We start from the raw sequence: 13,890 nt of genomic DNA on the forward strand, positions 1-13,890 counted from the left end.
TCGGCGCCGGCGCTCGGCTTGCAACGCCGGCGATTGGCGAAAGTCGCGGCGACATCTGATCTCCCCCCTTGAGGGGGAGATGGCCGGCAGGGCAGAGGGGGGCGCCTAGCACCATGCTTTCCCAAGCTGAGCAGCCAGTCCCCGCCCGCTACCTCCGCATGCCGCACGCCGCCAGAGGGCTGACGGTGGGGCTGTTCGGCGGTTCGTTCAATCCGCCGCATGCCGGTCATGCGCTGGTCGCCGAGATCGCGTTGAGAAGGCTCGCGCTCGACCAGCTTTGGTGGATGGTGACGCCCGGCAATCCGCTGAAAAGCGCGCGGGAACTGGCGCCGCTCGCCGAGCGTGTCGAGCTGTCCGAAAAGATCGCCAGGAACCCGAAGATCAAGGTCACCGCCTTCGAGGCGGCGCAGCATGCGCGCTACACCGCCGACACGCTTGCCCTGGTCAAGGCGCGCAACCCGGGTGTGGATTTCGTCTGGATCATGGGCGCGGACTCATTGCGCGATTTCCACCGCTGGCAGCGCTGGCGCGAGATCGTGCTGACCTTCCCGATCGCGGTCATCGACCGTCCAGGTGCCACGCTCTCCTTCCTGTCGTCGGTTGTCGCCAAGACCTTCGACTATGCCCGTATCGACGAGGGCGACGCGCCGCTGCTTGCCCGCATGCCGGCGCCGGCCTGGACCTTCATCCACGGTCCGCGCTCCTCCCTCTCCTCCACCGCGCTCCGTAAGGCGGCGAAGGATAGATGAGCTTCCCCTTCTCCCCTTGTGGGAGAAGGTGGATCGGCGCGATAGCGCCGAGACGGATGAGGGGTGTTCCAGCTTGGCGACACCGTTTTGTCTAGCGACGAGGTCGCCGACGCCTCACTCCGCTGGAACACCCCTCATCCGTCTTGCCGCTTCGCGGCAATCCACCTTCCCCCACAAGGGGGAAGGGAAAGCGCGCCATGTCGCTTTTGAGGCGGCTTTTAACCTGCGGCTAAGCCAAGCTGCACAAGCATGCTGAAGCAGAACCCCACCACAACCGAACCCGCCCGCGCCGCGCAATCGGCGCCGCTGATCGCCATTGCCAGCGTGATCGTGTCGATGGCGCTGATCGCGATCGGCAATGGGCTGATGTTCGCTTATATCCCGGTGCGCCTCGGCGCCGACGGGTTCGACCCGACCTGGGCCGGGCTGATCGTCACCGGGCTTTCGGCCGGTGGGCTGGCCGGCTGCATCCTGACCGGGCCGCTCGTCAAGCGAGTGGGTCACGCCCGCGCCTTCATGGTGCTTTCGGCGCTGATCGCGCTTTCCAATGCCGCGATCGGCGCCGGGCCGATACCGCTTTTATGGATCGCGGCCCGGGCGCTCTACGGCTTCGCCATCTGCGGGCTGTTCATCGTCGCGCAGAGCTGGCTGAACGATGCCTTGCCGAATTCGATCCGCGGCCGGGTGATGGCGGTGTTCTATGTCGCCTATATAGGCGGGCTAGGCGTGGGTTATGCGACGCTCGCCGTGATCGACATCCACACGGCCGCGGCGGCGCTGATCGGCATCACCTTCACGGCGCTTTCCATCCTGCCGGTCGGCATGACGCGGCTTGCCCAGCCGCCGGCGCCGCAGGCCGCATCGGTGGCGCTTCGCCGTGCCTGGCGCATCTCGCCGGTCGGTGTCGCCGGCATGCTCGCCGTCGGCGGCCTGTCGATGATCGTCTCCGGCTTCGCGCCGATCCATGCCACCGCCAAGGGCTACAGCCAGGCCGACATCGCGCTGCTGTTGTCGGCGATGCCGGTCGGCACGCTGATCCTGCAGATTCCGCTCGGCTGGATATCCGACCGCACCGACCGGCGCTACGTGCTGGCGGGCGCGGCGGCGCTCGCGGCGATCGCCAGCGTGCTTGCCATCGTCTTCGACGGCGGCGCGCTGATGGCGCTGGTGGTGATCTATCTCATCTGGGACGGAGCGTCGGAATCGATCTACGCGCTCTCCAGCGCGCATGCCGCCGACCGCGCCGGCAAGGACGAGCTTCTGGCGCTGTCGAGCTCGATGCTGTTCGCCTGGTCGCTGGCCGGCTTCATCGTGCCCGGCATCGTGACGGCGCTTTCCGCCGTCTTCGGCACCGCGACCTTCATCTATGTCGGCATCGTCATCGCATCGGCCTTCTGCCTGTTCGTGCTGTGGCGCGTGATGGCCGGCCGGCCGACACCCGCGGCCATAAGCGGCAGTTTCGCGCCGATGTCGGCGCAGACGCCCCTGCCGGTGGAGCTTGCCTTCGCGCAGGATGAGTCGGTCACTTCCAAGTGAAGAACCGGCACTGAAGAACCGGTGAGACTATTGCTTGCGCGCCTCCGGCGCCGGCATTTCCGGAGGCGGCAGCGGGATCGAGATGCCCTCGGTATCGAAAGCCTGCTTGGCGCGCTTGGTCATGTCGATCTGGGTCGAGAAATAGTCGGCGGCCGACGTCCAGTAGCGCAAGGTGAGTGAAACGGTGGTGTCGCCGAGATTGGCCACGAAGGCGATCGGCGCCGGTTCGCGCCGGATGCGCTTTTCGGCGGCGGCGATGGCAAGCAGCGTCTTTTGCGCGCGGTCGATGTCATTCCACGAGCCGATGCTCAAGGTGACGTCGGTGCGCCGCACGCCGTTGCGGGTGAAATTGCGCACCGGCTGGTTCCACAGCGTCGAATTGGGCGCCATCACATAGACACCGTCGACGGAGCGCAGCTTGGTGGCGAAGAGACCGATCTCCTCGATGGTGCCGGCAATCGCGCCGACCTCGACATATTCGCCGATGCGGAAGGGCCTGAGCGCCAGAAGCATGATGCCGGCGGCGATGTTCTGCAGCGTGCCTTGCAGCGCCAGCCCGATGGCCAGGCCGGCAGCGCCTATTGCCGCAATGATGGAGGCGGTCTGCACGCCGAATTGGCCGAGCACCATGATGACGACAAGGATCAGGATGGCGTAACGCACGACCTGCGAGAAGAAATGCCGCAAGGTCTCATCGAAGCCGTGGATGTGGCCGAGGCCGGCATAGATCGAGCGCTCGGCAAGCCCGGCCACGAGATACCCGACAACCAGGAGGATGACGGCGCCGACGGCCGAGAAGGAATAGGAGACGATCAGCGTGCTCAGCTGCGCAAGTCCGGCCTGGATGGTGATGAGGGCGCTTTGCGGGTCGGTGGGCATGGCGGGTATCCCGTTGGTCAATGCGCCGATAACCCGTGCGTCTGGCATCGGTTCCCGCCTTTTGCGGCTTGGCGGAGCGCCTCCTCAACGTCGCGCGGAGATCACGCTTCGAAGGCGCCCGTCTTGAAACTGCAACGGAACTCTGCCTATCTAAGTGGTGTCACCTGATTTGCCTGGTGATTTGGTTGTTCTTGTTGGGAAAGGAAACACACTGAGGACAGCACTGCGGAAGAAGGCTGACATCATGCCTTCGCCGGCAGGGATCAGCGGAAACGACGCCGCGTCCCTCGCCATCGACACAGTCCTTGCCAGTCTGGAAGACTCCAAGGCCGAAAACATCGTCTCAATCGACATCCAGGGAAAATCGAGCCTCGGCGACTATATGGTCATCGCCTCGGGCCGATCGCACCGTCATGTCTCGGCTGTCGCCGATCATCTCCTCAAGGCGCTGAAGGATGCCGGCCTCGGCAATGCGCGCGTCGAGGGGCTGGCCAGCGCCGACTGGGTCCTGATCGATTCGGGCGACATCATCGTCCACGTCTTCCGCCCCGAAGTCCGCGAATTCTACAATCTCGAAAAGATGTGGCAGGCGCCGGATCTCGAGGAAGAAACCTTGCACTGAGCCTGATCCGCGTGCCGTGAACCGTCACGGTGCGCGTTAGGACAAGCTCGCCGGGGCGAGGATGAAGATCACCGTTCATGCCGTGGGCCGGATGAAGACCGGCCCCGAGAGAGAACTCGCCGACCGCTATTTCGAGCGCTTCGCCAAGAGCGGGCCCGCGGTCGGGCTGGAGTTTGCCGGCATTGTCGAAATCCCCGAGAGCCGCGGACAGAGCGCCGACGAGCGCCGCCGTGAGGAAGCCCAGAAGCTGCAGGCGCAATTGCAGTCCGGCACCGTTCTCATCCTGCTCGACGAACGCGGCAAGTCGCTTTCTTCGGAAGACCTGGCCGCCCGCATCGGCCAGTTGCGCGACGGCGGCCGCAAGGCGCTGGTCGTCGCGATCGGTGGCGCCGACGGCCATGACAGATCCTTGCGCGAGCAAGCCGATCTTACGCTATCCTTCGGCGCGCTGACTTGGCCGCACCAGCTGGTGCGCGTCATGCTGGGCGAGCAGCTTTACCGGATCGCGACGATCCTGGCGGGTCACCCGTATCATCGATCGTGAATGGCTCGACGGCCAAGAAGCTGGGGATTGCCGGCCCACGCCAGGATTTCTGCCTCAATCGCGCGGCAACGGGGTATTCTGTTTTACGCAATCCCGGACGGAAAACCGTTACGCACTTTCCTGGAATTGCTCTGAGCGGCGCTTCCAACATGGTTGATGGTTCGTTAACGAAGCGGCGGATAGGTTAGAGGCCTGATGTCTGAAGGCTGGTACCCGATTACGCGCGCCTGGCGCATCCGCTGCGGCTTGACCCTTGTCGCCGCCCTGGTCGCGCTCGGTCCGGTCCAGGCGGCCGCAAATTCGCTCGACCTAGCGCCCGACCCGGATCAGAGCCGGGCCGAATACGAGCAGGTTTCCAAGGAGATCACGCTCTCGTCGGAGCGGCTGGGCAAGCTCGCCGCCGACATCGCTTCGGTGCGCAAGGACTATGCTTCGATCACCGCGGCGCTCATCCAGTCGGCGATGACGGAGCAGAAGCTCGGTCAGGACATCGAGGATATCGGCGCCAAGCTCGAAGGGCTGAAGGCCGAGCAAAATAAGCTGCGCGCCTCGCTGATGGCGCGGCGCGACGTGTTGGCCGAAGTGCTCGGCGCATTGCAGCGCATGGGGCTCAATCCGCCGCCGGCGATCCTGGTCAAGCCCGAGGATGCGCTGTCGTCGGTGCGCAGCGCCATCCTGCTCGGCGCCGTGGTGCCGGAACTGCGCCAGCAGACCGACCGGCTGATGGCCGATCTCAAGGAGCAGACGCGTGTGACGGCCTCGATCGAGGCCGAGCGGGCCAGGCTCGCCACCGCCGTCACCGACCAGACGGCGGAGAAGAAGCGGCTCACCATGCTGCTCGAGGCCAAGAAGAAGCTGCAGGCCGACACCCAGGCCGCGATGGCGGCAGAGCAGCAGCACTCGCAGCAGCTGGCGGCGAAGGCGAGCAGCCTCAAGGACCTGATCGCCTCGCTGGAGGCCGACAAGGCGCGCAAGGCGCAGGACCAGGCCAAGGCGGGCGAGCGCAAATCGGCGGACAACGACACCACGGCCTCGACCACCGAGCTCGCTGCGCTGCCGGTGCCGGAAGCGAACCGTCTCACGGGATCGGCGCCGTTCTCGGCATTGCAAGGCCAGATCGCGTTGCCGGTCATCGGCAAGATCAAGCTGCGTTTCGGCGCCGACGACGGCAATGGCGCGGCGATGCAAGGCGACATGGTTGCGACACAATCGGGAGCCATCGTCACCGCGCCGGCGGATGGAAACGTGCTTTATGCGGGGCCGTTTCGCTCCTATGGTCAACTCTTGATCCTCAACGCAGGCGACGGGTATCATGTCGTTCTGGCGGGGATGAGCAGAATCAGCGTCGCGACCGGACAGTCGGTGCTCGCAGGAGAGCCGATCGGCGCGATGGGAGAGGCCCGGGTGGCAAGCACCTCGGCCTCGCGAAATGGAAATGCGGCGCTGGAACTCTATGTTGAGTTCCGCAAAGATGGAAAACCCGTCGATCCGGCCCCATGGTGGGCGGACCGATTTTCTGGAAGGACGTGAAATGATGCGGAAACTGTCGCTTCTGTTTGCCGGCGCGCTGATGGGCGCATCGGCAATGAGCCTGGTCTACGGCGCACCGGGTTCGGCGGCGAATGCTGCGGGTTCGGAAACCTACAAGCAGCTGGCGATCTTCGGCGACATCTTCGAACGCGTGCGCGCCAATTACGTGACGCCGCCGGACGACAAATCGCTGGTCGAGAACGCCATCAACGGCATGCTGTCCTCGCTCGACCCGCACTCCTCCTACATGAATGCCGAGCAGGCGCAGGACATGCGCGTGCAGACAAAGGGCGAGTTCGGCGGCCTCGGCATCGAGGTCACCATGGAAAACGACCTCGTCAAGGTGATCACGCCGATCGACGACACGCCGGCCGCCAAGGCGGGCGTGCTTTCCGGTGATTATATCGCCAAGATCGACGGCGAGGAGGTTCGCGGCCTCACCCTCAACGACGCGGTCGAGAAGATGCGCGGGCCGGTCAACACGCCGATCAAGCTCACCATCCTGCGCCAGGGCGCCGACAAGCCGATCGAGCTGACGGTGGTGCGCGACATCATCAAGGTCAAGGCGGTGAAGTACCGGGTCGAGAACGACATCGGCTACATGAAGATCACCTCCTTCACCGAGAAGACCTATGACGATCTCGAGAACGCCATCGAGAACATCAAGAAACAGGTGCCGAACGATAAGCTGAAGGGCTATGTGCTCGACCTGCGCCTCAATCCGGGCGGCCTGCTCGACCAGGCGGTCAGCGTGTCGGACGCCTTCCTCAAGCGCGGCGAGATCGTCTCGACGCGCGGCCGCGATCCGAAGGACGTCACCCGCTTCGACGCCAAGCCGAAGCAGGTCGACGACATCAACGGCAAGCCGATGATCGTGCTGGTCAATGGCGGCTCGGCGAGCGCCTCGGAAATCGTCGCCGGCGCGCTGCAGGACCTGCGCCGCGTCACGGTGGTCGGCACGCAGTCCTTCGGCAAGGGCTCGGTGCAGACCATCATCCCGCTCGGCGAGAACGGCGCGCTCAGGCTGACGACGGCGCTCTATTACACGCCGTCGGGCAAGTCGATCCAGGGCAAGGGCATCACGCCCGACATCAAGGTCGACCAGCCGTTGCCCCCGGATCTGCAGGGCCGCGACCTGACCCGCGGCGAATCCGACCTCAAGGGCCACATCAAGGGCGCCGACGAGAGCTCCACCGGCTCGGGCTCGGCCGCCTATGTGCCGCCGGATCCGAAGAACGACCTGCAGCTGATCTATGCCGAGCAGCTTCTGCGCGGCGAAAAGACCGATCCGTCGTTCCCGCCGAACCCGGACAAGGCCGTGCTGAACCAGTAATGCGGTCCGGCTCTGGCCGGCTGCGAGAAGCAATGCAATGCTGCCGGGGCCGCGAGGTTCCGGCAGTTTGATTCGAGGACCGCGGTCGGGGCGCCACGCGTCTGGGTACCGCGCCGGCGATTGCGAAGTTCACGCGAGATGTCACGAAAAACGTGACCCTGGCGTGCTTCCGGGGAAACACGACTTGGCTGAGATCGGCAAGGACATCGAACGCCCGCTCGGACAGACCATCCGGCCTCAGCGCAAGGCCTCGCGCGGCATCGGCTCCGGCTCGCTCATCGCGGTGCTGGCCGCGCTTGGCGTGATCGGTGTTTCCGGCGCTATTGCGCTGCGTGAAAGGCCGTTCCGCAAGCCGGAAGAAGTCGCCGTCTCCACGCCGAAGATCACCGCCGAGGCTGCTCCTGCGGCAACAGCGGAGCCCGCCCCGGCTCCGATGGCGGCGGCGCCACAGGCCAGCACGCCGATGAAGAGCGGCGGCCCGCAGATCATCCACGTCCAGACCGAAGAAGGCGACGGCCCGCCGAAGGCCGCGATCGTGATTCGCGATCCGTCGACGCTCGGCCAGAACCTCAAGGTCGCCCATATCCCGGACAGGGCGCTGATCGAGGCCGGCGACACCGGACCGCTGCCGATCCGCAGCGCCGACGGCCGGCGGCCGTTCGACGTTTATGCGCGGCCTTGGTCAGGCGCGCGCGGGGCGCGGGTGGCGATCGTCATCGGCGGACTTGCCGTGTCGCAGACCGGCACGCAGGCGGCGATCGCCAAGCTGCCGGCCGAAGTGACGTTGGCCTTCGCGCCGCAAGGCAACAGCATCGGCCGCTGGATGCAGACGGCAAGGCAAAGCGGGCATGAGATCGTCATGCAGGTGCCGCTCGAGCCGTTCGATTATCCGAACGTCAATCCCGGCCGCAACACGCTGACTGTCGCGGCCAGCCCGGACGAGAACCTGAAGAGCCTTCACTGGGCCCTGTCGCGCACGACCAACTATACCGGGGTCATGAACTATATGGGCGCGCGCTTCTCGGCCGACGCCTCGGCGATGGAACCGTTGATGGCCGAGCTCGGCAAGCGGGGGCTTGCCTATATCGATGATGGCTCGTCATCGCGCAGTGTGGCGCCTGACCTGGCGTTGAAGGATGGCGTGCCATTCGTCGCCGGCGACATGGCGATCGATGCCGTGCAGGATCGCGGCGAAATCCTAAAGAAGCTGGACAGCCTCGAAGCGACGGCGCGGGCCAAGGGCAGCGCCGTCGGCATCGGTTCGGCCTTCGATATCACCGTCGACACGGTGACCTCGTGGATCGCCGAAGCGAAGAAGCGCGGCATCGAGATCGTGCCGATCTCGGCGGTGGCGATCGATCCGCAAAAAGGCTAGCTGTGTGAATGGTCAGTGGTGAATAGTGATTAGTAAGTAGTAAGTAGTAAGTAGTAAGTAGTAAGTAGTAAGTAGTAGAAGATTTTCAGTGCCGCGCCACGGTTTTTAATGCCGTCACCATTCACTACTCACTACTCACTACTCACACGGAACGCTGCCCCCATGGCCAAGACGATCGATCCCGAAACGCTGCCTTACCGTCCGTGCGTCGGGCTGATGATCCTCAACAAAGCCGGCCTGGTCTGGGTTGGGCACCGCATCGCCGAACCGGACAGCGAGTTCGCCGGCACGACGCAGCTTTGGCAGATGCCGCAGGGTGGCATCGACAAGGGCGAGGAGCCGATCGAGGCCGCCGGGCGCGAGCTCTACGAGGAGACCGGCATGCGCAGCGTGTCGCTGCTGGCCGAGGCGCCGCGCTGGATCAATTACGACCTGCCGGAGCATCTGGTCGGCGTCGCCTTCAAGGGCCGCTATCGCGGCCAGACGCAGAAATGGTTCGCCTACCGCTTCGAGGGCGACGAAGGCGAGATCGAGATCAATCCGCCTCCCGGTGGCCATAAGGCCGAGTTCGATGAATGGGCCTGGCGGCCGATGCGGGAGCTGCCCGACCTGATCGTGCCGTTCAAGCGCAAGGTCTATGAGCAGGTGGTCGCGGCATTCCAGCATCTCGTCCCTTGAGCGGCCGCCATCTGTCCCGGTTGTCGCGGCCGCCCCATGGCCGTATTGATTGCCGATGCAATGAGCGGGGGTCGCCATGAGCGACGACACCGGACGCGGGTTTCCGGCACATGATGCAAGCAGTGGTTCGACCGTGAGCGAGGCCGCCGCCGGCGCGATCCTGACGATCGACCTCGGCGCCATCCGGGAAAACTACCGCCGGCTGAAGGCGCGGCTGGACGGCGTCCGCTGCGCCGGGGTGCTCAAGGCTGACGGATACGGACTTGGCGCCGCCCAGGTGGCCTCGGCGCTGGCGAAAGAGGGCTGCGACATCTTCTTCGTCGCGCTGCTCGGCGAAGGTATCGCGCTGCGCAAGGCGATCGGCCCGGGGCCGGACATCTCCGTGCTGAACGGGCTGCCTCCGGGTTCTGAATCGGAAGCCGCGGCGGCCGGGCTTTGCCCGGTCATCAACAGCGCCATGCAGCTTAAGGCCTGGCGCGAGACCGCGCGAGGCATGGGCCAAAGCCTTGCCGCCGCCATCCAGGTCGACAGCGGCATGGCAAGGCTCGGCATGGCGCCGGCGGAAGTCGAGGCGGTCGCGGGGGAGACCGGCGCCTTCGATGGCGTCGACATTCGTTTTGTCATGAGCCATCTCGCCCGCGCCGACGAGCCGCAACAGGCGGCGAACGAGAGGCAGCGGCACGAATTCGAAAGGCTGCGCAGGATGCTGCCCGCGGCGCCCGCCTCCTTGGCCAACTCGTCCGGCATCTTTCTCGGGCCGGCCTATCACTATGATCTTGCCCGCCCGGGGGCCGCGCTCTACGGCGTCAACCCGACACCACACGCACCCAATCCGATGCTGCCGGTCATACGGCTGCAAGCCAAGGTGGCGCAGACGCGGCAGGTCGGCGCCGGCACCGGCATCGGCTATGGCCATACCCACCAGGCGGACGGGCTGCTCGATCTCGCGACCATTTCGCTGGGCTATGGCGACGGCTGGCACCGTCGCGCCGCTTCGGCCGCCTGGTTCGAGGGCGTGCGACTGCCCTTCGTCGGGCGCGTGTCGATGGACTCGATTATCCTCGACATTTCGGCGCTTCCGGCAGGTAGGCTCGGCGAAGGCGACCTCGTCGAGCTCATCGGTCCGTCGCAAAGCGTCGACGACGCGGCCGGCCATGCCGGTACCATCGGCTATGAGATATTGACCAGCCTGGGCGCGCGCTTTCACCGCCGTTACATCGGCGGATAACGCGGCCCTTGGCGAGTGCTGCAAAATCCGGCAGACAGGGAATGGCCATGCCTCGGGCGGCATGATCGGCCTTTGAGGGAGCCTTGGATGAAAGTTATCGTGCTGGGCGGCGGCGTGATCGGGGTCACCACCGCCTACTTCCTCGCCGAGGCCGGTCATGAAGTGACCGTCTACGATCGCCAGCCGGGGCCGGCGCTCGAAACCAGCTTCGCCAATGCCGGCGAAGTATCGCCGGGCTATGCCTCGCCCTGGGCCGGGCCCGGTATCCCGGTCAAAGCCGTCAAATGGCTGTTGATGAAGTACGGCCCGCTGGTCGTGCGGCCGGCCTTCGACCCGAATATGTGGACCTGGCTCCTCAAGATGCTGCGCAACTGCACGGCCGAGCGCTACGCGCTCAACAAATCGCGCATGGTGCCGCTTGCCGAATACAGCCGCGACACGCTGAAGGCGCTGCGAGAGGCGACCGGCATCACTTACGACGAACGGACCAAAGGCACGCTGCAGCTGTTCCGCAAGCAAAAGCAGCTCGACGGCACCGGCGGCGACGTCGAGGTGCTGAAGAAATACGGTGTGCCTTACGAGATCCTCGACCGCGACGGCTGTATCGCCGCCGAGCCGGCCCTCGCGGCGGTGCGTGAGAAATTCGTCGGCGGCCTCAGGCTTCCGGGCGACGAGACCGGCGACTGCAAGATGTTCACCGATAAGCTCGCAGAACTGTGCGTGGCGTGCGGCGTGATCTTCGAATACGGCTCGACCATCCGGCGTATCGTCAGGAACCGCAATCGCCTCACCAACGTCCTCACGGAGGGCGGATGGAAATCCGCGGACGCCTTCGTGATGGCGATGGGCAGCTATTCGGCGCAGTTCATGCGCTCGCTGGGGCGGCCGATACCGGTCTATCCGGTCAAGGGCTATTCGATCACCGTGCCGATCGACAATGCCGAGGCCGCGCCTGTGTCGACCGTCATGGACGAGACCTACAAGGTGGCGATCACCAGACTCGGCGACCGCATCCGGGTCGGCGGCACGGCGGAGATTTCGGGCTACGACCTTCGCCTGCAGGAATCGCGCCGCCGCACGCTCGAACACTCGGTCGGCGATCTCTTCCCCGGCGGCGGCGATCTCAAGGCGGCGAGCTTCTGGTGCGGCTTGCGGCCGATGACGCCGGATGGACCGCCCTTGATCGGGCAAAGCGAGGTTGCCAACCTCTATCTCAACACCGGCCACGGCACGCTCGGCTGGACCATGGCCTGCGGCTCGGCCAAGGTGCTGGCCGACATCATGTCCAACCGGGTGCCGGAGATCAACGCGCGCGACCTCAGTCCGGAGCGGTATCTCAAACCTATCTGAGGGGCTTTGCAGTTGCTTCGGCGGGCTCGGCTCAGAACGCCTCCATGACCCAGCTGCCGCTGAACAGCAGCCGGTAGAGCCTGGCGCTGGCAAGGCGGCGGCGACCAACTGCCTGTGATAAAGTCGGCCGCAGCGAGGGGACTTCGGATGCGTCTTTTTCTTTTTGCGGCGGCCGCCTGTCTGACCTGCGCCCCGGCGGCGCTGGCAGCGGACAAAACCGTTCACGACAAGGAGCACGGCTTTTCGCTGACCTATCCCGAGCAATGGGCGAGCGAAACCGCCTTTGACAACACCATTCGGCTCAAGATCAAATCCGGCGAAGGAGGGCTCACCTGCCGCGTGTCGGAAAATGCCTATGATCCGACCGCTCCCGACAATCCGCCCGATGTTAGGGCGTTCATGGAGGAAGACTGGAAGGTGAGCAACTGGCAGACCATGGTCGGCGTCGCCTATCAGTCGGCCGCCTTCCGCCAGGACAGGTTGGCGCATTTTCCGGACGGCTATCCGGTGCGCATAGCCGAGATGGATTTCCACTATGCCGACGAGAATGTCAGCTTCTACGGCCATTCCCGCATCGCGCTGACGCTGCGCAGCTCGCATTACGGCTTCGTCGATTGCGGGGTCGCGGGCGACAACTCCGAAGAGGTAGAGCGCAAATGGGCGCCGCTTGCGGACGAGGCCGACAAGATCGTGAGTTCCTTCGTGCTCGACGCGGATTAATTCCTCACTGCAGGCATTTGAAGGGTTGCGGGCTTGTCAGCGGCAAGATTTTCACCGTCCATTTCGGTGAATCAGCGCAGACGTTGGGAATTGGCTGAAGCCTCTCAACCTCGTCATTCCAGGGCGGAGCAGCCGCGGAGCGGCGTCGCGGAGACCCTGGAATCCATTCCGTGATTCTGATCAAAGAGTGCAGCTGAGCAGAATTCTGCACCGCGGCAGCGCTCATGCGACACGGAATGGATCCTCGGGTCTGCGCGCGTCGCTTCGCTCCTTGCTCCGCCCGTGGATGACGAGGCCGGACCGTTTCGGCCAATCTCCAAGGCATACCATCTGTCAACGCGAACACCGGTCAGATTTCTGTCCCGGGAACGTTCTGGTCAAGCGGTCCTAGATCGTGTTCTAGACAAAAAGGCCGCGCTCGCGTTCCACGGCCTTGGTGATGAAGTTGGCGACCAGCTGCACGCGGCGCAGCGGCCGCACCGATTCATGATAGACCAGCCAATAGGCGCGGCGGATGGGCGCGACGATGTCGACCGGCACCAGCTCCGGCATCGAATGGGCGACAAAAGTGTGGAGGATGCCGATGCCGGCGCCGGAGCGCACCGCTTCGGCCTGGCCAAGCGCCGAGGAGATGGCAAAGCTGGTGCGCCATTCGGGGCTGAACTCGGCAGCATAGTCGAGCGAGGGGCTGACGATGAGGTCCGGCACATAGCCGATCAGCGTGTGCCGGCCGAGCTCGGCCGGCGCTTTCGGCAGGCCGTTGGCTTCGGCATAGGCGCGGGAGGCGAACAGGCCGAGCGTGTAGTCGACCAGCTTGCCCGCCACCAGCCGCCCTTCGCTCGGCCGCTCGACGGTGATCGCGATATCGGCCTCGCGGCGCGACAGGGAGAAGGACCGCGGCACCGGCACCAGCTGGATGGTGAGCTCGCGGTGCAGCGCAGTCAACTCGCCCAGCCGCTTTGCCAGGAAGGCGACGCCAAATCCGTCCGGCGCGCCGATGCGCACCGTGCCCGAAACATCGTCGCCCTCGCCGGCAATGGTCGAGCGCGCTGCGATCATGTCGCCTTCCATGCGCTCGGCTATGTCGAGGAAGCGCTCGCCGGCCGGCGTCAGCTCGCTGCCGGTGGTCAGGCGGCGGAAGAGCTTTGTGCGAAGCGCCTCTTCGAGCGCGGCGATGCGGCGCGAGACGGTGGCGTGGTTGAGCTCCAGGCGCTTGGCGGCACCGAGGATCTGGCCGGCGCGGGCGACTGCAAGGAAGATGCGGACGTCATCCCAGTTCATGGGAGTGGTCCGTTTTAGCCGGCAGCGCCGCGTTCCCGCCCACCCCCCTCTGTCCTGCCGGACAT

General features: G+C 65.2%; 13 protein-coding genes. 11 read left to right on the top strand and 2 right to left on the bottom strand.

Going from position 1 to position 13,890, the window contains the following annotated elements; translation table 11 throughout:
* The first annotated feature begins 158 nt into the window (after positions 1–158).
* Together LB525_RS27320 and LB525_RS27325 are read left to right on the top strand one after the other, a co-directional pair.
* Positions 159–749, top strand: a complete 591-nt coding sequence (locus tag LB525_RS27320) for a nicotinate-nucleotide adenylyltransferase (RefSeq protein WP_095767212.1) — start codon at positions 159–161, stop codon at positions 747–749.
* 249 nt (positions 750–998) lie between these two features.
* Positions 999–2,285: an MFS transporter gene (locus LB525_RS27325; RefSeq protein ID WP_224549431.1), complete on the top strand. Its 1,287-nt coding sequence runs from the start codon at positions 999–1,001 to the stop codon at positions 2,283–2,285.
* 27 nt (positions 2,286–2,312) lie between these two features.
* Here the strand turns inward: LB525_RS27325 and LB525_RS27330 are convergent, their stop codons facing one another.
* Positions 2,313–3,164 carry a mechanosensitive ion channel family protein gene (locus LB525_RS27330; protein WP_224549447.1) on the bottom strand — a complete coding sequence of 284 codons (852 nt, stop codon included), beginning with the start codon at positions 3,162–3,164 and terminating at the stop codon, positions 2,313–2,315.
* A gap of 244 nt (positions 3,165–3,408) precedes the next feature.
* Here LB525_RS27330 and rsfS point away from each other — a divergent pair, with 244 nt between their 5' ends.
* The 9 genes from rsfS (at position 3,409) to LB525_RS27375 (ending at position 12,544) form a co-directional block, all read left to right on the top strand.
* Positions 3,409–3,786 (top strand): ribosome silencing factor, encoded by a 378-nt coding sequence (gene rsfS, locus LB525_RS27335; RefSeq protein WP_095767215.1) that lies wholly within the window; start codon positions 3,409–3,411, stop codon positions 3,784–3,786.
* A gap of 61 nt (positions 3,787–3,847) precedes the next feature.
* Positions 3,848–4,330, top strand: coding sequence for a 23S rRNA (pseudouridine(1915)-N(3))-methyltransferase RlmH (gene rlmH, locus LB525_RS27340; RefSeq protein WP_224549433.1), 483 nt, complete (start codon positions 3,848–3,850; stop codon positions 4,328–4,330).
* 195 nt (positions 4,331–4,525) lie between these two features.
* The gene (locus LB525_RS27345) at positions 4,526–5,860 is read left to right on the top strand and encodes a murein hydrolase activator EnvC family protein (RefSeq protein WP_224549435.1); all 1,335 of its coding nucleotides are present in this window, start codon (positions 4,526–4,528) and stop codon (positions 5,858–5,860) included.
* A gap of 1 nt (position 5,861) precedes the next feature.
* On the top strand, positions 5,862–7,193 hold the full coding sequence (locus tag LB525_RS27350; RefSeq protein WP_176477009.1) for a S41 family peptidase: 1,332 nt from the start codon (positions 5,862–5,864) through the stop codon (positions 7,191–7,193).
* A 184-nt stretch (positions 7,194–7,377) separates the two neighbouring features.
* Complete coding sequence (locus LB525_RS27355) at positions 7,378–8,568, top strand: divergent polysaccharide deacetylase family protein (RefSeq protein ID WP_224549437.1); 1,191 nt, start codon at positions 7,378–7,380, stop codon at positions 8,566–8,568.
* 162 nt (positions 8,569–8,730) lie between these two features.
* Positions 8,731–9,246 carry an RNA pyrophosphohydrolase gene (locus LB525_RS27360; protein ID WP_140723373.1) on the top strand — a complete coding sequence of 172 codons (516 nt, stop codon included), beginning with the start codon at positions 8,731–8,733 and terminating at the stop codon, positions 9,244–9,246.
* A gap of 76 nt (positions 9,247–9,322) precedes the next feature.
* Positions 9,323–10,474 (top strand): alanine racemase, encoded by a 1,152-nt coding sequence (alr, locus tag LB525_RS27365; RefSeq protein ID WP_224549439.1) that lies wholly within the window; start codon positions 9,323–9,325, stop codon positions 10,472–10,474.
* 87 nt (positions 10,475–10,561) lie between these two features.
* The gene (locus tag LB525_RS27370) at positions 10,562–11,824 is read left to right on the top strand and encodes a D-amino acid dehydrogenase (RefSeq protein WP_224549440.1); all 1,263 of its coding nucleotides are present in this window, start codon (positions 10,562–10,564) and stop codon (positions 11,822–11,824) included.
* 147 nt (positions 11,825–11,971) lie between these two features.
* The gene (locus LB525_RS27375; RefSeq protein ID WP_224549443.1) at positions 11,972–12,544 is read left to right on the top strand and encodes a hypothetical protein; all 573 of its coding nucleotides are present in this window, start codon (positions 11,972–11,974) and stop codon (positions 12,542–12,544) included.
* Positions 12,545–12,943: 399 nt separating this feature from the next.
* Here the strand turns inward: LB525_RS27375 and LB525_RS27380 are convergent, their stop codons facing one another.
* Positions 12,944–13,825: a LysR family transcriptional regulator gene (locus LB525_RS27380; RefSeq protein WP_224549445.1), complete on the bottom strand. Its 882-nt coding sequence runs from the start codon at positions 13,823–13,825 to the stop codon at positions 12,944–12,946.
* Positions 13,826–13,890: the final 65 nt, after the last annotated feature.

Origin of the sequence: Mesorhizobium sp. CA16, assembly GCF_020165175.1 — a bacterium.
Lineage (GTDB): Bacteria > Pseudomonadota > Alphaproteobacteria > Rhizobiales > Rhizobiaceae > Mesorhizobium.